This window comes from Shewanella sp. GD04112 (genome assembly GCF_029835735.1).
In the GTDB taxonomy this organism is placed as follows: domain Bacteria; phylum Pseudomonadota; class Gammaproteobacteria; order Enterobacterales; family Shewanellaceae; genus Shewanella.
Genome location: NZ_JAOEAL010000001.1, coordinates 1,451,949 through 1,470,681 on the forward strand (window position 1 = coordinate 1,451,949; position 18,733 = coordinate 1,470,681).

14 protein-coding genes are annotated in these 18,733 nt (G+C 46.4%); 5 read left to right on the forward strand and 9 right to left on the reverse strand.

Going from position 1 to position 18,733, the window contains the following annotated elements; all coding sequences use genetic code 11:
- Positions 1 to 86: 86 nt before the first annotated feature.
- Complete coding sequence (locus N7386_RS06445; protein ID WP_086904638.1) at positions 87 to 332, forward strand: YdcH family protein; 246 nt, start codon at positions 87 to 89, stop codon at positions 330 to 332.
- Here the strand turns inward: N7386_RS06445 and N7386_RS06450 are convergent.
- Both N7386_RS06450 and N7386_RS06455 read right to left on the reverse strand, forming a co-directional pair.
- Positions 317 to 3,397, reverse strand: coding sequence for an efflux RND transporter permease subunit (locus N7386_RS06450; RefSeq protein ID WP_086904639.1), 3,081 nt, complete (start codon positions 3,395 to 3,397; stop codon positions 317 to 319). The two genes, N7386_RS06445 and N7386_RS06450, sit on opposite strands and share 16 nt — an antisense overlap.
- A gap of 2 nt (positions 3,398 to 3,399) precedes the next feature.
- On the reverse strand, positions 3,400 to 4,512 hold the full coding sequence (locus N7386_RS06455; protein WP_279767526.1) for an efflux RND transporter periplasmic adaptor subunit: 1,113 nt from the start codon (positions 4,510 to 4,512) through the stop codon (positions 3,400 to 3,402).
- Between the two features lie 137 nt (positions 4,513 to 4,649).
- On the opposite strand from N7386_RS06455, the gene N7386_RS06460 reads away from it, so the two are divergent.
- Positions 4,650 to 5,270 (forward strand): TetR/AcrR family transcriptional regulator, encoded by a 621-nt coding sequence (locus tag N7386_RS06460; protein WP_279767528.1) that lies wholly within the window; start codon positions 4,650 to 4,652, stop codon positions 5,268 to 5,270.
- Positions 5,271 to 5,427: 157 nt separating this feature from the next.
- Positions 5,428 to 6,330 carry a DUF6268 family outer membrane beta-barrel protein gene (locus N7386_RS06465; protein ID WP_279770985.1) on the forward strand — a complete coding sequence of 301 codons (903 nt, stop codon included), beginning with the start codon at positions 5,428 to 5,430 and terminating at the stop codon, positions 6,328 to 6,330.
- Here N7386_RS06465 and N7386_RS06470 read toward each other — a convergent pair whose 3' ends face one another.
- From N7386_RS06470 to N7386_RS06480, 3 genes are all read right to left on the reverse strand, one after another.
- On the reverse strand, positions 6,331 to 6,891 hold the full coding sequence (locus N7386_RS06470) for a chalcone isomerase family protein (RefSeq protein ID WP_086904642.1): 561 nt from the start codon (positions 6,889 to 6,891) through the stop codon (positions 6,331 to 6,333).
- A 246-nt stretch (positions 6,892 to 7,137) separates the two neighbouring features.
- On the reverse strand, positions 7,138 to 7,617 hold the full coding sequence (locus tag N7386_RS06475) for a DUF2947 domain-containing protein (RefSeq protein ID WP_248967285.1): 480 nt from the start codon (positions 7,615 to 7,617) through the stop codon (positions 7,138 to 7,140).
- 104 nt (positions 7,618 to 7,721) lie between these two features.
- Entirely contained in the window at positions 7,722 to 10,187 is a 2,466-nt protein-coding gene (locus N7386_RS06480) for a 6-hydroxymethylpterin diphosphokinase MptE-like protein (protein ID WP_279767533.1), read from the reverse strand.
- A 371-nt stretch (positions 10,188 to 10,558) separates the two neighbouring features.
- On the opposite strand from N7386_RS06480, the gene pseB reads away from it, so the two are divergent.
- Positions 10,559 to 11,554, forward strand: a complete 996-nt coding sequence (gene pseB / locus N7386_RS06485; protein WP_279767534.1) for a UDP-N-acetylglucosamine 4,6-dehydratase (inverting) — start codon at positions 10,559 to 10,561, stop codon at positions 11,552 to 11,554.
- Positions 11,551 to 12,696, forward strand: coding sequence for a UDP-4-amino-4,6-dideoxy-N-acetyl-beta-L-altrosamine transaminase (gene pseC / locus N7386_RS06490; RefSeq protein WP_279767536.1), 1,146 nt, complete (start codon positions 11,551 to 11,553; stop codon positions 12,694 to 12,696). Before pseB ends, pseC begins: the two co-directional genes overlap by 4 nt.
- Positions 12,697 to 12,711: 15 nt before the next feature.
- Here pseC and N7386_RS06495 read toward each other — a convergent pair whose 3' ends face one another.
- The 4 genes from N7386_RS06495 to N7386_RS06510 are packed head-to-tail and all read right to left on the reverse strand — an operon-like array spanning position 12,712 to position 18,725.
- Positions 12,712 to 14,418, reverse strand: a complete 1,707-nt coding sequence (locus N7386_RS06495) for an NTP transferase domain-containing protein (protein ID WP_279767538.1) — start codon at positions 14,416 to 14,418, stop codon at positions 12,712 to 12,714.
- Complete coding sequence (locus N7386_RS06500; protein WP_279767542.1) at positions 14,411 to 16,321, reverse strand: glycoside hydrolase; 1,911 nt, start codon at positions 16,319 to 16,321, stop codon at positions 14,411 to 14,413. The genes N7386_RS06495 and N7386_RS06500 overlap by 8 nt, the downstream gene beginning before the upstream one ends.
- Entirely contained in the window at positions 16,318 to 17,547 is a 1,230-nt protein-coding gene (locus N7386_RS06505; RefSeq protein WP_279767544.1) for an ATP-grasp domain-containing protein, read from the reverse strand. Before N7386_RS06505 ends, N7386_RS06500 begins: the two co-directional genes overlap by 4 nt.
- Positions 17,544 to 18,725 (reverse strand): polysaccharide pyruvyl transferase family protein, encoded by a 1,182-nt coding sequence (locus N7386_RS06510; RefSeq protein ID WP_279767546.1) that lies wholly within the window; start codon positions 18,723 to 18,725, stop codon positions 17,544 to 17,546. Before N7386_RS06510 ends, N7386_RS06505 begins: the two co-directional genes overlap by 4 nt.
- Positions 18,726 to 18,733: the final 8 nt, after the last annotated feature.

Below are 18,733 nucleotides of genomic sequence, written 5' to 3' on the forward strand. Positions count from 1 at the left end.
GCGTAAGGCGAGCGTTGAGGGACTAAACGGAAGTATCCCTATGATTTACTGCGATTGAGTCGATACCAGAAACAAGGAGTGACACTATGCTAGGCGAAAATCATGCATTGGTTTATGAGTTCCCAGATTTTGTCGAACATATTCAAAAGCTTAAAGCGATCAATGCCGTTTTTGCCACTATGGCAGAGCGCTACCATGAACTAGACCATAAAATCCGCGCCCTTGAATTAACTAAAGTGCCCACCGATGATGAGCACTTTGTTGCCTTAAAATTAGAACGACTCCATCTTAAAGATAAGTTATATCAATACCTTGTTCATGATGCGATTTGAGACGATAACGCTGGTGTTGGAGCAGTACGGCGCGTTTTCATCAGTAACAGATACATGGTTGGCACCCAGACGAGCGACAGCAACGTCGTGAGTAACGTCCCGCCGGCAATTGCGATGGCAAAGGGAGGCCAGAAGCCACCACCTGCAATAATCAGCGGAATAAACCCGCCGACCGTGGTGATAGTGGTCGAACTGATATGACGACCGCAGCTGCTGACCGTGGTGATGATCACCTCTTTATCACCCGCTCGGGCATTGTCGGTATCTTCCAGTTCGGCCAAAATCACAATCGCCGCGTTGATCGCAAGCCCCATTAGGCCGAGTAGGGCGATGATGACTGGAAAGCCAAAGGGATAACCAAACACATACACCGCAAGTAACCCAAGCCCCGCCGACTGTAATGCGCTCAGTAAAATAATCGCTGTGAGCCTAAAGGAGTTAAAGGACAAGACGACCGTGGCCAGCAACAGGGTGACGACCAAAATCAGATTGGAGAGCAGATTGCCGACCGCCTCATTACGTTTAGCGCTTTCACCGCCGATTTCAATTCGATAACCCGCTGGGAGCGAAATCGCCGCGACTTTATCTTTCACATCGTTTAATACTTGAGCGGGCAATACACCACTGACGATATAGGCTTCAATCGTGTTGACGCGTTGGCCATTACGCCTAGGGATCGCCCCGCGACTGACTTGCACCTCATTGTGGGACAGCGCAGATAAGGGCACGGCTGTGCCTGAGGGGGTAACTAGCTGAATTTCTGAGAGGCGACTGGCTTGCTCGCGGCTGGTGTCGCCCAAACGGACTCGAATCGGCAAAGACTCGGTCTGTTCGAGCACACTGCCGCCGATAACGCCCGTCGTCGCCATTTGAACTTGTCTGGCGATATCCGTCAGGGTTAAGCCACTGATCAAACTCGCATCTTCATTCACCTGCAACCACACCTTAGGAGCGCCGGCGCTCAATGTCGCGCGGGTATGTAGCACATCGGGCGTGGCGGCTAAGATATTGCGCACTTCATCGCCGAGTGAGCGTAAGGTTTCAAGGTTAGGGCCAAATATCATTAACTCGACTGGCGCATTAAAGGGCGGGCCTTGCTCAAGTTTACGCACTAACACCTGTGCTTCGGGAAAGGCCTTATCTAAGGTTTGCTGCAGCTCAGGTATGAGGGCGTTAGCGCGCTCAAAGTCACTGGCTTTCACCATGGCCTGAGCATAATTGGTGGCTCCCTGTTGGCGCTGAGTTAGGTTGTAATAAAACGAAGGCGTATTGCCACCCACAACCCAATCGACTTGGGTGATGCCCTCGATTTGATGCAATTGCTTATCCATCAACTGCACTTGGTTTAAGGTGTTTTCGAGGCTGACATGGGGCGCGAGATACAGCTCAATTTGGAACATATCCCGATCCGACGGCGGAAAAAACTGCTCAGTCATTTTGCCGGAAGCATAAAACCCTAGCAGGGGAATTATCCCAATAAACGTAGCACTCAATAGCGGGCGATTTAGCGCAAATCTTAGGCTTGCCTGAAAGTAACCACTTACTAAAGGCACATTGATGCCATGTTGGTACCAGACAGGATGCCTACCTTCGAGGCTAAAGCGTCCCGCAAGGCCTGCGATCAAAGTATGGGAAATCACATAGGAACCCAGCAGGGCAAACATCACCGACATGGCGATGCCACCAACAAATTCCCCCGCAGCGCCCGGCATCAGCACGATAGGGGCGAAGGCTAAAATGGTAGTAATGGTTGATCCGGCCAAGGGTAGCCAGAGGTGATGTAAGGTCTCACTTACCGCGCTTAAGCGACTCATCCCCTGTTGGCGACGCTGGGCGATGGCATCGACGATCACAATGGCATTGTCCACCATGATCCCAAGGGCGACGACTAGGCCTGTGACCGACATTTGATGAATGGGTAGGCCGATATATTTCATACAGGCCAAGGTGAAGAGGGCGGTCAGGGGGAGTGACAGCGCAACGATAATCGCGTTTCTTAAGCCTAAGGTCAGCAGTAAGACCGCCAGAATAATCACAAACCCTTGTAATAGGTTGACGATCAATCCGCCGAGACGTTCGCTGGTGTAGCTGTTCTGCTCAAACAGCCATTGCACTTTGATATTGGCCGGCAGCTCCTGATTGAACTCATCGACCAGCTGTTTGACTTGTCCTTGCCAGATATCGACGCGGGTATTGTTGAGCATGCGCGCAGCAACAAACACGCCCTGCTCGCCATCGACTAGGGCGATGCTGTCAGCGGGGGTTTTAGGTTGGCGACTGATGTGGGCGATGTCTCCCAAACGAATAATTTGTCCCTGCGCATCCACTTTGAGTGGCACTTGGCGAATACGGCTTTGGGAATCGAGCTCACCCGAGACTTCGACGAGGGCGCGAAAGTGATTGTTATTAATCTCACCCGCGGCAATTTTACTGTCGGCGCTGCTTAAGATTTTCGCTATGGTTCCCGGCGTTAATTGCAATTGGCTCATCTTATAGCCATCGAGCTGGACCAGGATTTCCTCCTCGGGCGCGCCGTAGAGTTTAACGAAGTCGGTGCCGGATAAGAGCCTGAGCCTGCTCTGTAATTCCTTGGCGTAGCGGTTGAGCATATCCACCCGCGGTTGACTGCTATCGTTCCACACTAGGCTTAAAATAGCGGTGTAGGCGTAGCCGACTTGATCGTCTAAGGTTGGTGTCTGTATGCCATCGGGGAGGGTGTTTCTGGTATCGGCTAATAGATCCCGCGCCCTAGACCAGACAGGATCTGTGTCAGTAACGGTATCTTTAAGCTCCAACTGGATCACCGAAATACCGGGTCTTGAGGTGGATTGAATAAGCTTAATTTCCTCAAGGCGACGTAATTGATTTTCTAATACTTCGGTGACAAGCGCCTCGACCCGCTCGGCTGAGGCGCCGGGATAAGGAGTGATGACAGAGGCAAAGCGGTTGGTGATATGTGGATCTTCGGTGCGTGGCAAACTGGACATAGCGCCAAATCCCGCGACCAGCAGCAGGGCGATCACTAGGCTGACTAAGCGACCATTTTCGACGAAGGCTTTAATCATGATTACCTCGTCGACGCGATGGAAGAAACGGCTTGGCCCACCACTAACTTATGTAAGCCTTGAGTCACATATTGTTCGTCGGCTTTAATCGCTCCTTGGATATAAGCCATATCCTGCGTGGTGTAGAGAATATCGACATCGCGACGCTCTATTTGAGTTGAAGCGTTATCAGCTGTTTGTTGCGCCGTAACATAGATATTCCAGCGTCCTCTAATACCATCAATCAGTGCTGAAATTGGCACCCAGTAGCCTGCTTGTTCAACGGTTTGTTGTTGATGTAAATAGGCTATTTCTCCATTTATCACCTTGGCCTGTGCAGGTAGACTAATCCGCAGTTGTACCGTGCGGCTAATGGGGTTGACCTCGGCACTGATCCCAGCGACTTTAGCCATAAATAGTTGATTCTGGACACTAACCTTTACTTCTTGTCCGGTAGTGAATTGGTTAGCAATGGCAACCGGGACACCGATATAGGCCTCGGTATTGATGCTACCAACTAAGGTAAAGACAGAGTTACCCGCGGCAACGACTTCCCCCAAATTATGTTGGCGCTGACTGATGATGCCATCAAAGGGGGCGAGTAAGTGTGATTTGTCGAGTTTGAGTTGATTGGCATGTTGCGAGGCGAGCAAGCGTTGTTTAGCCGCCTCTAGGCTGGTGAGTTGAGTTCGAGTTTCATCGAGCAATTGTTCAGAGACATAACCGGACTTTTTCAGTTCTAGATTCCGTTTGAGGGTGCTGGTGGCAAGGTCGACATCGGCTTGGGTTTGCGCCAGACTTGCTTGGATCTCCTGATGTTCGGCATCGAGCAAGCGGGTATCGAGCGTAGCCAATACTTGCCCTTGCGTCACCTTAGCACCGCTATCGACAGTTAACTCACTGAGCTTACCCGATAATTCGAAGCCGACACCCGTGGTATTGCCGGCGCGGATCGTGCCAGTGAATACTTGCTCACTCTGATAGCTAGTCGACAAGCGCAGTGGCGCCGTCGTCACGGTTTGCAATTGGGTGGCGTTGGCATGCTCTGTCACTTCCTTTTGACAGGCCGTTAAGGCGGTGACGGCAATCACGCAAAGGTAAAATGCACGCCAAGAACATCGGGCAGTTCGATCCATTTGAATCCTTCCGTTGTAAGCTTAAAGTTAAGTTTATGTAACTAGACTTGCTAGTCTAGTTGTGTGGAACTAGACTGTCTAGTCTATTTTGTGCTTAACTAATACGAATTAATTATGTTGCTACCTTGAGTGAAGATATGACTCAGTCCTCCGATATCCCGATGAGCCGCAGTGAACAAAAGAAACAGCAAGTGCTGGTGGCGGCCATTGACTTGTTTTGCCGCCAGGGGTTTCCCCATACCAGCATGGATGAAGTGGCGAAACAGGCGGGCGTGTCCAAACAAACTGTGTACTCCCATTACGGCAGTAAAGATGATTTGTTTGTGGCGGCGATTGAATCCAAATGCGTTGGCCACAACTTAAATGCCGATTTACTCAGCGATCCAAGTCAACCCGAAGCCACCCTCACCGAATTTGCGCTGCAATTTGGTGAGATGATCGTTAGCCCTGAGGCGATTACCGTATTTAAAGCCTGTGTGGCGCAATCTGAGAGCCACCCTGAAGTTTCAAGGTTGTTTTTTGAGGCGGGGCCACAGCATATGCTTGCGATGCTGACAAAATATTTAGGGGCGGTTGAAGCGCTTGGAGTGTATCGCTTTTCACAACCGCATCACTGCGCGGTACGTTTGTGTTTAATGTTGTTTGGTGAGTTGAAACTCAGGTTAGAGTTAGGGCTTGAAACCGAGCCTTTATTGGGGGAGCGTGAACAGTATATTCGGGGTTGTGCCGAGATGTTTTTAAAAGCCTACCGAGTGTAACAACATTAAGCGGTTGGTATCAGTTTGTATCTTCTTCGAAAAGAGTTTACTTTTGTTTGAAATCGAGCGTATTATTCGCGACAAATTACTCACAGTAACGCAAGGAGCAGGCGTGACTAAATCACTTGATTCTCGAGTCAGCATAAAGCCCAGCCTAATGTATATAGGATTGGGATTAATGCCTTTTTTAAGTTATGCCGTATCCGCGGCTGAGGCGCGCCCACAAGCGCAATACAAGCCATTTAAGTTGAGTGTATCGCAGATTAGTACCCAGAGTGCATCGGTTGCCAATGGCGATACAGAGTTGCAGCGGGACAGCTTATTACTCAACGCGAGTGTCAATATTCCCCTAGATAAACAGTGGTCTATTGGAATGCGTGTCGGTTACGATAGGCTTGATTACGATTGGCGCAATATCCGTTTAACGGGGGCGAATAACGCCGCAGGCCTGTTTAGTGATGCGGGTGAAACCTGGGAAAATATCGACCGTTATCGCGCGGGCCTATCCCTTAGCTATCGGATGGATAAGCATTGGTCCTTTATGTTGTCGCCACAACTTCAATATGCCTATGCCGATACCGCATCGGCGAGCCATGCGCAGAGTTATGGTGTGGTTGCGTCGGCCATGTATGCCTTCGAGTCGGGCAATATGCTCGGTTTTGGCGTTGCGTATTTAAACGATATCGATGAAGTGCGCACTATGCCTTATCTGGCGGTGAGTTGGCAGATTAATGATCGTTGGCGGTTAGCGAACCCATCCCAAGCGGGATTTAGTGGCCCTGCGGGTTTGGAGCTGAGTTATCAAATGAGCCCGGCATGGAATGTTGGCTTTGGTCATTCACGTCGCACCGAGCGATTTTTAGTCGCCGATAAAGATACCGTAGTAGAGACTAACGAGTGGGTGAGTTATTTGCGTGCTGGTTGGCAAGCTACGCCGGCCATTGCGCTGAATCTTTACGCGGGTTACTACTTCAATGGTGAATTGGAAGTCACCGATCAAACGGCGCTCGATATGGATAACCAAGGCGCTGCCGCCTTGGATCTCGAGTTCCGATTTTAATTACTGGCCCAGCATGGCCTCTTTGAGGCTCTTCTGGGCAGGTTTTTCCCCTAGCCAAATTTTGAGTAAGGCTTGGCGGAACATTTCCCCTTCAATCGTGGCTTGTTCTTGACCATTTTTATAGGCGGTAACGCCACGGCTTTTGTTGGCGACCAAAGTGAATTGGTCGCCTTCTTTGATTTCATCCTTAAATAGCGCCATAAAGGCGTCAATTTGTGGCTGAATGTCGGTCGTATTATCGGCGGTCGCGTGCTCAAAACCTTCGGTTATCGCATCACGCATTTTCTCGGAAGTAATCATTCCTGACGTAATATTGAGGCGAATCGCCGCAACCGGGGCATTGATCACCTCGGTCATGGTTTTGCTCGGGGTGGGGACATACAGGCTACCCACATACAAATCCATGAAGAACTTGCTGCGAACACCAACGCCATTCAATTGTAGCGCCTGAGCGTTGAGCGTGATGCTGTCGGCAACTTGGATACCAGAGACTTCATTAGCTTGGGTGAATAGCGGAAAAAGCAAAGCGGTAGTGAGCGTTAAGGTTGAGAGTAACTTCATCATACACCTCATATTTTTTTAGTTATGGTCGCTGAGCGTATCCATGGGATTGACGGCTCAAACGAAGATTAATCTGTTGATTGCCAAGCGATACTAATCGAAACCAAAGGGGAGCGATAGCCTAATCTGTACAAGCTATCGCTTAGGAGGTAAATCAAGTTGGGCTGCTTTCTTTTGAGGGACAGCTTAAAAAAGTAAAAAGTCGGAATTATTGGTTTGAGCCATTCGACTTATTGGCAGATGTGGTTAGCCACGAACACCTAATTTATATTGGCCATTTTGTTCAAACATCACCGCTTGTTTTTGCTTAGGGGAGATCAGAATTGGGCCATCATCGAAAAACAGAAAGCACTTCCAGTTGCGGACAAAGACATCCCAACGAGTCTCAATCACTTGATATTTTTCGTAGCAAAAATAGACCTGAGTATCGTCTGGCCACTGGATAAACTCGGCCAACATTTCGGGTAGGCTATTATCTTCACTGTCCCACGCACTCTGCCAATGATCCGTTTTGACCCATGCGTTGGCTTTAGCGGCCCAATCCCCTTTAGTAAACTGCTCGGCGCGGCTACTTTTATTGCTAATCCACTGATTCCAAACCAGCATGGCGCTTTTGTCCGTCAGCGGCAGAATGCCAGTCTTGTCATCATCGCTTACAGGCAAGTCTTTGTGGTTAAAAATCCACTTACGGCGATAGGTGTCTAAAGGTATGTAGGTATGAGCCAAGCAATATCTCCTAGGAAATGGCAAGATTGAAACAGGCTCATTATAAGATGCTAAGCATGAATAATAAAATCGCCAAGTGGAGATATCACCACTTGGCAACTAGGTTATTGTGCTTCAGTCATGATTCGGGTGAGTTCTGCCACATAATGTTGTGCTACCTGATTACTCGGATCGGCATTGAGGGCATTGGTAAACGCAGTGTGTGCGCCTTCTGCTTGGCCAAGTTCAACCATGAATAAGCCAAGTTTTATCCAAGTCTGCGTATCTGAAGGATATTTTTCTAAGTAGTCTAGATAGACGTTGACTGACGCTTGGATTTTTCCGCGTAGCTTAAGGATATGCGCATACTGTGGCATGTACTCATCACTGTGGGTCAAAATTTTGACAAGGGTTGACTCGGCCAGCTCAAGTTTGCTCAATTTTAGCGCAAGTAGAATAATGTGTTTTAACTCCATCTCCGTATAGAGGTGTTCAGGCAGTGCCAATAGAACCTTTAAGGCTTGCTCAAGCTGTTGTTCTAGGTTTAACTTGAATGATAAAGCTAAATGATACAATCTGTTAGCTTCTGGATTAGTATCAATTATCGACTTTAAATTATCGACAATAAGCGTGAGACCTTGATGATGTTGTGACTGGTTTTGTCGTATGATTTTGGTATAAACACGTTCCATTGAGGAGCCTGCTGTTAACTTGTCAACATAGGTTTGTCTAACCTCAGTAAGACTTTTTTGATATAGCTCATGAATCTCTAGCAATAATGATTGTTCATCTACACTAAATACTCGTGTTTTGTGCATATTTTGCCAAATAATGCCTCTACCCGGCTGACCTTCATTTTTCCACTTTGACGCTAAGTCTGATAATGGAGTATCGCCTAGTTCATTTAACCTAAATTGTATTTTATTACAGGCATTTTCAACTAAATTTAAGATATTCGAGCAGCTAGAGGATAGTGCATCATAGTATCTTTTCGTCATTTCATTTATATGCGACTGAGACCAGGTTTCAGTTTCTCGTGTCGTTAAAAAATGGGAGAATTCAAAATAACCATAAAATTTAGCTAGCTTTGCTAGTTCTGAATATTTTTTGTTTATTTTGTATTCTATTTTATTTATCTCATCAAGTACATTCGCTGATGATTTTGAATTTAATGTTAGGTTGGTAGACAACACTTGTGCTTTTTTTGATAATGAAAGCAGCTTGGCTAATTCATCTTTAGTTTTAATACATTTTTTTTGTATAAATAATAGATCTTTTTTAATATCACTCGATGACCAATCAATATTATCTATTTTTTTTGAACCAAATATATCTAATGTGATCGCTTGTGGGGTAATGTGAGATATCCCTTGGATTTTAGCTGCGTTACTACATAAATTGAACATTTCAACTTGAGGGTTGTTTTTTGCTTCTTGTTCGAGAGCTTCCATAGCATGCTTTAGCTGTATTAATGTTTCAGCTTGATAACCTGCATAGGTCTCAACCCATATAGTGTTATGACCTAATCTAGGCCCAAGACTCGCTTCAATAGTCCCACTTGCATGACTATAACCAGACTTTGAATAGCAAAAATCAACTCCACTAAGCAATATCTTGCTAAACCCCATTTCAATAGCTAGCCGCACTGAACTATTAGTAACCGTTGGCCCAACAGTGATAATGTTATCGTGATCTATATCACTTTCCCACGGTAAGCGTTGGCCCATATAAAGGGACTTTCCTGGCCATTGGGATAAAATTTTTGGGCTAACATGATATGAATTGACAAATAGTGTTTCATTAGTTAAATCAAACATACCACGACTGACATCGAAGCTGACCTCTTGTGGATCAACACTGACAACTATATCAGGAGTAATACCATAATTAACTAATCTTCCTGCAATTCGAGAGACTGAAAATATAAATAAATCTTTTTGATTTTCTTTAATCCAGTCAATGTTATCATCCAAAGATGGACCTCCGGCGATAACGATACTTGTTTTGCCATTAAATTTATTTCTCAATAATTTTGCTTGGCTATGGTTGTCTGGAATGTTATTTAGTTGTGTTTGGATAAATATTTTCTGAGTGAAATTTATTTGATTTTCGAAGTGTTCACTTTGCAGTCTAGATTCAACAGTATTTAATAAGATGTTGTAATCTTCAATGTGTTTAGCTGCTACAGCAAGTGAGGAATATATGCTATATTCTGTTTTTGCTATAAATAACTTTATATCTTCTAGTTTTAATGTTTCATCAAATTGTGACTCATCGATGATGATAAGTTTTTTTTGTAACTCAGTTGGAATATCAATGACTAATAGTGGCAATACTGAAGATAACTCGACTATAATAAATTTACTACCGTCAGGAATACCTTCTTCTAATATGTAATTCGCTAATAATCCAGAATCCATACCAACAATGATATTAAGCCTGTCTTTTTGAGAAAAAGCCTTTTTAAACTTACCATCATAGATGGTTTTGGAGTCAAGTCCTTCAAAGGTAGAGCGATTTATGCTGGGTAAGTAGTACTCGTTGAAGCGACTTATTGCAAAGTTATTCAATATGTTGGTTTGTAGTTGCATATTTTCCTCGATTGGGGAACAACTTGAACGTAGACTTTAAGTGCCATAACGATAAATGACACTTGATTGCAGTTCTTCGACAATGCAATTTATGTTCCAGCGCATTTTTGATGGTGTAAAGCCAAAGTGTTTAGGTTGAAAAAATTTTTTAAATGATGAGTTTGTTATGAGTGTAGCAATAAGTCTATAAAAAATATTTTATTTGTGCTTTTTTATAATACTATCGCTTGTTTGTATGGTACTTTTGCTCTTGATTGTTTCAATATGAATTTATGGCGTGGATTTTGTATGGTATGGCGCTACATTGACAAATTGACTTATCGTTGTCACAAGTTGCGAATTGAAGATCTCAATAGTGGGCGGGAAACTCTATGTTTGATAACAAAACAATTTTGATTACCGGTGGCACTGGGTCATTTGGACAAAAATACACCAAAACCATTTTACAACGTTATAAACCGAAGCGGTTGATCATTTTTTCCCGTGATGAACTAAAGCAATATGAGATGCAACAAATATTTAATGCCCCTTGTATGCGTTATTTTATTGGTGATGTGCGCGATGGTGATCGCCTAAAGCAAGCCTTTAAAGATGTTGATTTTGTTATCCATGCCGCAGCACTTAAACAGGTTCCCGCTGCCGAATACAATCCGATGGAATGCATAAAAACCAATATTCATGGAGCCGAAAATGTGATCCGGGCAGCCATCAGTAATAATGTTAAGAAGGTTATTGCTCTCTCAACTGACAAAGCAGCAAGCCCAATTAATTTATATGGTGCGACTAAGTTGGCCTCCGATAAGCTGTTTGTTGCCGCCAATAACGTGGTAGGAGATGGCAAAACCCGATTCGCCGCAGTTCGCTATGGTAATGTCGTGGGGTCACGTGGTTCAGTTGTGCCATTCTTTAAACAACTGATTGTAAATGGTGCGACTTCGCTGCCCATTACGCATCCCGATATGACACGATTTTGGATTACTCTGCAGGATGGAGTTGACTTTGTTTTAAAGAATTTTTCCCGTATGCAGGGGGGGGAGATCTTCGTCCCTAAAATTCCCTCTATTCGGATCACTGATCTTGCAACAGCCTATGGGCCTAGTTTGGATCAGCAGATTGTAGGTATTCGTCCCGGGGAAAAAATGCATGAGGTCATGTGTCCAGGGGATGACTCCCATCACACGATCGAATTTGATGACCACTTTGTCATCACGCCAAGTATTCGTTTTTTTGGGCGTGAAACAGATTTTTGTACCAATGCTTTAGGAGAGAAGGGGCAGGCTGTGCCGATGGGATTTGAATATAATTCTGGCACTAATCCACATTTTTTAACACAGGCTGAAATTCTTAAACTGGATACCGTTGCATGATCCCCTATGGCCGACAAGACATCAATCAGGCAGATGTTGATGCTGTGATTGAAGTGCTTAATTCTGATTATTTGACTCAAGGGCCTAAGGTTCCTGCATTTGAGTCAGCAGTTGCTTCCTATTGTTCAGCTCGCTATGGCGTAGCAGTAAATAGTGCGACTTCTGCCTTACATATTGCATGTCTCGCTCTTGGGGTTGGGCCAAACGATATAGTATGGACTTCTCCAATTACCTTTGTCGCCTCGGCAAACTGCGCGCTTTACTGTGGGGCTGAGATTGATTTTGTCGATGTGGATCCTCTAACGGGTAATCTTTGTCCAAATGCATTGGCAATGAAATTAGAACAAGCGGCTCGGATAGGAAAGCTCCCTAAGGTTGTTATCCCTGTACATTTATGTGGTCATAGTTGTGATATGGCCGCGATCGCTGCTCTTGCTGAACAATATAGCTTTAACATCATTGAAGATGCCTCGCATGGAATTGGCGGGAGCTATCATGGATACCCTTTGGGTAGCTGCCAATACTCTGATATTACCGTTTTTAGCTTTCACCCTGTCAAAATTATCACCAGCGCCGAAGGCGGTATGGCCATGACAAACAGCTCAGAATTAGCTGAAAAAATGGCCCTTTACCGCAGCCACGGTATCACTAAAGCCCCCGATAAAATGTTAAGACCTGATGAAGGGGACTGGTATTACGAACAACATGCCCTGGGATTTAACTATAGGATGACGGAGTTACAGGCAGCACTTGGTTTGTCTCAGATTAAGCGACTCGAAACCTTTGTTTTGAAAAGAAATGAACTCGCTGCGCAATATCGTCAACAACTCATAGGTCTTCCCTTTAATTGGGTTGAGCCTTTATCAAATACTCAAAGTGCCAGACATTTACAAATTATCCGCCTAAATGACGCATCAAGAAGAAAGCAGCTATTCAACGATATGAGAGCTGCAAATGTACAAGTGCATGTGCATTATTTCCCCGTACATCTTCAACCTTACTATTTAAAACAAGGATTTAAAGAAGGTGATTTCCCTCAAGCAGAGGCATTTTATCAACAGATATTGACCTTGCCACTCTATCCTTTGATGACTGATAAGGAACAAGCTTGCGTTATTAATACCTTGTTAGCTGTACTGTAAGAAAATTCAATGGTGTTAGTTTACCGCTCCCAATAAGTGGCGGATATCATCTATAAGCGCTTGTATTCCTAGGTGTGATTCAAAGACTCTTGTTGCTTGGTTCTGGAGAGACCTTCTTTGTTCAGGCTCTGTAAGCAGTTGTTGTAACATCACTTTTGCTTCTTCCAATGAGTCGCTCACTAGACAACAGCGTTCTTGATTGAGGGCGATGAGTTCGGCTTCATCACAGAGATGTTGAGGGGGAAGAAGTAGGGTTGCTGCTTTCCCATAAATGGACTCAAATAGCGATAAGCCATAACAGCTTAAAATGATCTCTGATTGAGCGATTATCTCTTTAAGGTTGTCAGGATTTTGTTGAACCACTATGGCTGAATTTGGGGGCAGTTGGGGAGCTGGAGCCAGTGGGCCTTGAATCCATAAAATGGGCCAATCAGTATCAATGGAGTCCAGTATCGTTGGGAGTTCTCGGCCATAGCCCAACGCATCGCTACCCCCCGTGAGAACTAGAATTTGTGCTTGCTTAGCCGCTTGTGGAATTGTGCTAAAGAGATAATTTTGCCAGCCAGCGGATATTTTTGGATGATGGGCTGGACAATTGAAGCTTGGAATAAATAGCCAATCCAGTACATCCAGTAGCGGTACCATTTTATCGATGCCAATCCGCTTTGTACCACGCTTAGCTAGCCCTGCTAGCCTATTGGCAAATGATTCTAAGTCGATAAAGTTAGGATGAAAATCAACTAGTACTAATGGATTTTGATCTTCGGTTAGTGCGCTGAGCAATGCTTGCTCATCCTCATGCCACACTACTTTTGAGCTTGAGTCTAATCGTTGTCCAACTTCGCTATAAGCGTGAATATTTACTCCTATGCTTAAATGTTCCTGCAATGCATTGGCAATCAATTCTGAGCGCTTGAAATGTCCTAAACCTATTTGAGGCCCCAGATGACAATAGATACTCGCCTTAGCATAGTTTTTGTTAGCGGCCTTTTGTTGTACATGGGCATTTATTGCACTGAGTTTAGGGTCTTCAATAAGTTGCTGTTGCACCCAAGCCAAGCTGACTATTGAGTCTGATGCATGGGTTTTATACCAGCGACTATAAACCTCGTCCATGAAACGGTAATCGGCTTGGGTATCGACCGAGATCCTGTGTTTTATCTGCGAGTAGTCATCGCTGTCGGGAATAGCTAGTCTGTCGAGTACAGGGCTCATTTTGTCTGCATAACCGACATGTTCTCTTGCCATTGGGCATTGACTGGCTGCCATGAGTTTATCCCATCCTCGGCGACTGTAAAAAGACATTCCTTCATGCAGGGTAGTCACACCTTCTTCCAGCACTATGCTGTCTTTTTGCGTTCCTTTGAGCGATGCCAAGGCATGGTCAATAAAGCCGGGATCGATCAAAGGGCAATCACCACAGATGTAGAGGATATAATCCGGTGCCTGTCTCTTGATGCTGGCATTGAGTCGTGCTATCAGATCATCCACATCGCCTTTAAAGGGGGTACAGGTCACGCCTTGTGAATAGGCCCAGTCAATCAGGGGTTGGTTGAAGGCATCTGCAGTGGTAGCCAGCTCGCATTCATCCACTTCCTTGCACTGCATTAGCCGGCGCCATAGCTGACCAATCAGGGGGGCGTTGGCCAGTTTTAGTAGATGCTTTCCTGGTAGGCGACTGGAGTTGAGCCGCGCACCGACGATGGCAAGGGTCTTAGACATTCTCGGGTCTCCAGTCGGGGGTAATGCTCAGGCTCAAATCCAGCAGGCTGCCGCCTTCCTTCAGTGTTTCATCGGCTTCTGCGAGGGAAAACCACAGCCGGTTCAGGTACTGGCTGTCAATTTTTTTACTGGAGATCATCGGCAGCGCCGCGCAGGCCGCCGGATCCCAATCGATGCGCACGCCTCGCTCCTTGCTGCCAAAGTGGATGGCGCCGGCGGTGGCACCAAGGGCACTGGCCGACGAGACTATGGAGGACACTGGGGTGCCTTGGTTCATGTCTGCCGCTATCTGGAAAAACTCATCTTCGGTGCCACCGAGGCGGGTTTGGTACCAAGCGCGTTGCCCACAATCGAGTAGGGTCATAAATCCAAGGCGCACCGAGGCCTCTGGGCGCAACTTGTCGTCAAAGCAAAAGCCGGTTTGCAAACACTCGCCGTCGAGTCGATACCACTTCAGCAAACCACCACTTTTGAGTGCTTGGCGACAATAGATCACCAGACAGCCATCCAGTTCCCCGAGCTGATAGTCCACCCTATTCAAATCGGCCACCCGGTCCCGGTGGCGAAAGCGTTCCAGCAGTAAGTGATTGCTGTAAAAATCAGCTCCGTAGCTGATATGGTCGAAGTGGCCGTGGGACAGGGTGCCTATCACAGGGGCAAAATTGTGGCTGGCAAAGGCCAGGGACTCAATGGCCAGGCCCCGGTTGCCGTTGAGCGTCAAATGCAGCTCCGGAGTGCGGATCTGTAACCGGCGGCGCTCGCTGTCGTATTGCAGTTCAATCCCTTCCTTGTGCTGCCAGGACGTGAAGCATGGTGCGCTGGTGGCCGGGGGATTCAGGGCCAGAGCATTGTAGCGCTCCCGTGTCAGGTGAGTCCGAAGATCACTGGCCCACAGGCGGCACAATGCCCGCCATTGGTCGTCGCCGGCATTCGGCTGTGCCTTGAGCCTGGCGAGTTCTTGAAAGCACAGGGTATTGAGCAGTAAGTCATTGCGGCCGCTGAGCCCCCAGCGACAGAGGTTGTACTTGGCCTGTTTTTTTACCGACACAGGATGCTGGGCATTGGTCAGCGCCAGTGCTTGGCCGTGCTGCCACAGTGACAGCAGCTTTGATGGGCTGGCCCAACAATACGCTTCCATCTTTCTAAGGGTGAAAAACAGCCGCTCAATGCGTTGCCACTCGCCGGTAATTTGTTCGGCTTCCGTATGGTAGCGCCCGGGGCGAAAATCAAACACCTCGGCGTCACTGCCGTAAACAGGAAAGGCGACTGTGCCGGGTTTGAGTACCTTGACCAGATATTGCAGGTAGTCATCCAGTGTCAGTTCACCATGGACATAGCGCTGAAATTTTTGAAAGGCGATGGCATGGTTCCAGATGACCTTGATTTCCCTGCCGCTGGCGCTCTTAAGGAATTGGGGCCGTTGCAGTAGTTCTGGGTGCCAGTCGCCATTGTGGGAGAATGGGTTGTCCCACTCCACCACCACAGCCTCAAAACCTGCATCGATATAGATATCCAGCAGGCCTGCTGAGACTGCCTGCTCATTGATATAGGCAATCCTAGGGGTGATAGTCAACAGTTGCCGGTAATACTCCTGACCCAGTCTCAGGTTGGCAAGGTTAACCTCAGCGGGAAGCAGGGGGCCTATAATCTGGCTGTCACCACTGGCCACCAATTCACACTTGCCCTGGTGCAACAGCTGTTTGAATTCCGCAATCCAGGCGGGATCAACAGTATTGATGGCTTCCAGGGTGTAGCCTGTCATCTCCAGGCCGACGGGAATGCCGTCCCTTGCAAGTTGCAACAGGGGCCAATAGCAGCTTTGGACCACGTCCCGGTGCTGTGCCTCTTCGATGGAGGAGAACGCCAGATTAAGATGGAAGACTGTGTAGAGGGCTGTGGTCATGGCTTGGCCGTCTCATACTCTATACTGATGAGCGCCAGGGCAGCCTTGGCTCGCTCGATGGCGTTGTGTTTGTCATCGGCGCTGGCAATGGCAAAGCCTGCCCTTTGGGTGTGATTCGCCAGAGGCCGAATCATGCTGCCGGGCTCAATAAAGAGTGTCAGCATCTCCACACCCGCACTGGCTCTGGCGGCTGCCTCACCATGAATGGCGTCAACCTTACCTGGTTGAAGATCCAGGTAACGTATGGCGACGGCTCTGTTGCGGCTGGGAGTCACCTCAGCCTCGCTCAAGTGTTCACCCAAAGCGAGTTTGATGGCCTTTTCGATAAAATTGACCCCGGTGGAAAGGGGGATTTGGGTGGTGGAAAAAAAACCTCCCGACAGCCGGCCGGCGATTTCTATCACTTTGGCACCCTGGGTTGTATACACCATATCGCCCTTGGCGACACCTTGACGAATGCCCAGGGCGGCAGCGGCCCGTTCGACGGTTGCATTGACCTCGGCCTTGATTTCGGGGCTAACGCCGGTGGGCGCATCACCGCCATTTTCTATGATGAAGGGTTTAGTGCGTGCCAGCCACTCATAGTTGCGGTCGGCAAATCCCAGTGTGTAACAGCGGCCGTCATCCACCAGGGTTTCGGTACTGAACTGAGGACCTGAGAGGTATTCTTCCAACATCACCCTACCGGTGGGAGACTCCCTGGCCGCTAGGGCACAGGCCGCTTCCAGCCCATTGGCATTGTCTATCAATTGCACCCCGCGGGCGCCGCGACTGTCCACAGGTTTGATGATAAGCGGAAAGCCAATAGCCCGGGCCCGCTCGGCCAGGGTTGACTTGTCTGACACATCAGCAAAACGCGGGATCGGGATCCCTTCAGCCTGCAATCTGGCCTTCATGGCAAGCTTGTCCGAGACCCAGAATGCTGACTCCAACGACAAGCCCGGCAGTCCTAGAGCATTACTGATAATGGCGACACTCAGTGGCACATCGGCGCACATGGCAATGACCCCATCTACGGTTACCCCGCGGGCCATTAACTCCCTTGCCTGGGCCAATATAGCTTCGCCATCGTAGGTGCTGGCGACAATTGGCCAATCGGCCATGGCCAGGCCGGGCGCCGCCGGATTGCCATCGGCGATGATGAGTTTAAGGTCCATGGCCTTGGCAATTTTTATGCCTTCGCAGGCTTCAATGCCGGCTCCAATGATAAGCAAGGTTCTATTCAAGCCAAGTTACCTATAGTTTGGTGTGCCGCTGTAACTATAACATAGTCAATATGTTCTTTATATTTCATACACTCTTGTGACAGTTTTTTTAGTTGTTCATTCAATGAAGCTTTGTCAATTTCTGGGATGATAAATTCAGAATTCTTGTCAATAAACAGCTCTGGTATTTCTACCGTTTCTTTAACGATCTGTGTATTAACTTCGTTACAAATTAAGGATGCACCAGTTCCTTGCGTTAAGGATAAAATAAATCCATGCCTTCTCGTGGTAAATAGATGCGTAATTTTGCTGTAAATAAATAAGGTCTGACTCAAGGTGAGCTCTTTATCAATGAAAGTGCATCGTTTTTTATATTCAGATGGTATTTTGTTGAAGATTAATTTGTTTATTTCTCTATCATCTGTGTTTTTTTTGTCAACTTGATAGAAACACTGACTTATAAAAACAATGTTTTTGTTATAATTTTTAATCAAGTTGACAACTTTGTTTGCATTGTTCTTTACTTCAGAGCTAGATGTCTCAGCCGTAAAGTCAACGCCTCTGAAGTTAACGCCAATTGCATCTTGTGGAATGAGGATGTTAGATTCCTTTTTATCTTCACTTGATAAATAAAATGCAATGTCGGGGAGTATATGGAGTTTGTTATTTCTTTTCAAGTAACTTAAAGCTACTTCCGCGGAAGAACTTTCTCTTACAAGGATTAAATCTGCGTTGTCTAAGATAAATTTGAGATGTGATTTACCTTGTTCTGTTTTAGGATGTACTAACGACACCGAATACAGTATTATTGGCTTTCCAATGAATTTAGCTAATGTAACTAATGTTGCGTAATAGCTTAATGGACCTGTCATGAATCCAAGAGATATATCAACAAATAATCTTCCATTGCCAAGTATTAGTGCATTACATTTTTTAATTTCTTGGTAAATCTCTAATAAGTGAGAGTTGTCATCACCACTGTTAAAGCCATTAAATATTCTCCCGCGTGATTCTTCTTTTGTTTCGTGATCAAGATTTTTTACACACTTAACATTGAATTCAGATGAAAAATTGTCATTTGGATGCCGACTTAAAATGGTATAGTTATGATCTTTACCTAATATTTTTTTTAATCCAAGAAAAGATGCATAGTCACCTAGGTTTTTTGTATCGTAACCACCTGCTATTAAAAAATTCATCTAAACTC

Coding starts and splice junctions, on each gene's coding strand:
- pseB (WP_279767534.1), top strand. CDS start 10,559: ATGTTTGATAACAAAACAATTTTGATTACCGGTGGCACTGGGTCATTT.
- N7386_RS06465 (WP_279770985.1), top strand. CDS start 5,428: ATGTATATAGGATTGGGATTAATGCCTTTTTTAAGTTATGCCGTATCC.
- N7386_RS06470 (WP_086904642.1), bottom strand. CDS start 6,891: ATGAAGTTACTCTCAACCTTAACGCTCACTACCGCTTTGCTTTTTCCG.
- N7386_RS06450 (WP_086904639.1), bottom strand. CDS start 3,397: ATGATTAAAGCCTTCGTCGAAAATGGTCGCTTAGTCAGCCTAGTGATC.
- N7386_RS06480 (WP_279767533.1), bottom strand. CDS start 10,187: ATGCAACTACAAACCAACATATTGAATAACTTTGCAATAAGTCGCTTC.
- N7386_RS06500 (WP_279767542.1), bottom strand. CDS start 16,321: ATGACCACAGCCCTCTACACAGTCTTCCATCTTAATCTGGCGTTCTCC.
- N7386_RS06455 (WP_279767526.1), bottom strand. CDS start 4,512: ATGGATCGAACTGCCCGATGTTCTTGGCGTGCATTTTACCTTTGCGTG.
- N7386_RS06495 (WP_279767538.1), bottom strand. CDS start 14,418: ATGTCTAAGACCCTTGCCATCGTCGGTGCGCGGCTCAACTCCAGTCGC.
- N7386_RS06445 (WP_086904638.1), top strand. CDS start 87: ATGCTAGGCGAAAATCATGCATTGGTTTATGAGTTCCCAGATTTTGTC.
- N7386_RS06460 (WP_279767528.1), top strand. CDS start 4,650: ATGACTCAGTCCTCCGATATCCCGATGAGCCGCAGTGAACAAAAGAAA.
- N7386_RS06510 (WP_279767546.1), bottom strand. CDS start 18,725: ATGAATTTTTTAATAGCAGGTGGTTACGATACAAAAAACCTAGGTGAC.
- pseC (WP_279767536.1), top strand. CDS start 11,551: ATGATCCCCTATGGCCGACAAGACATCAATCAGGCAGATGTTGATGCT.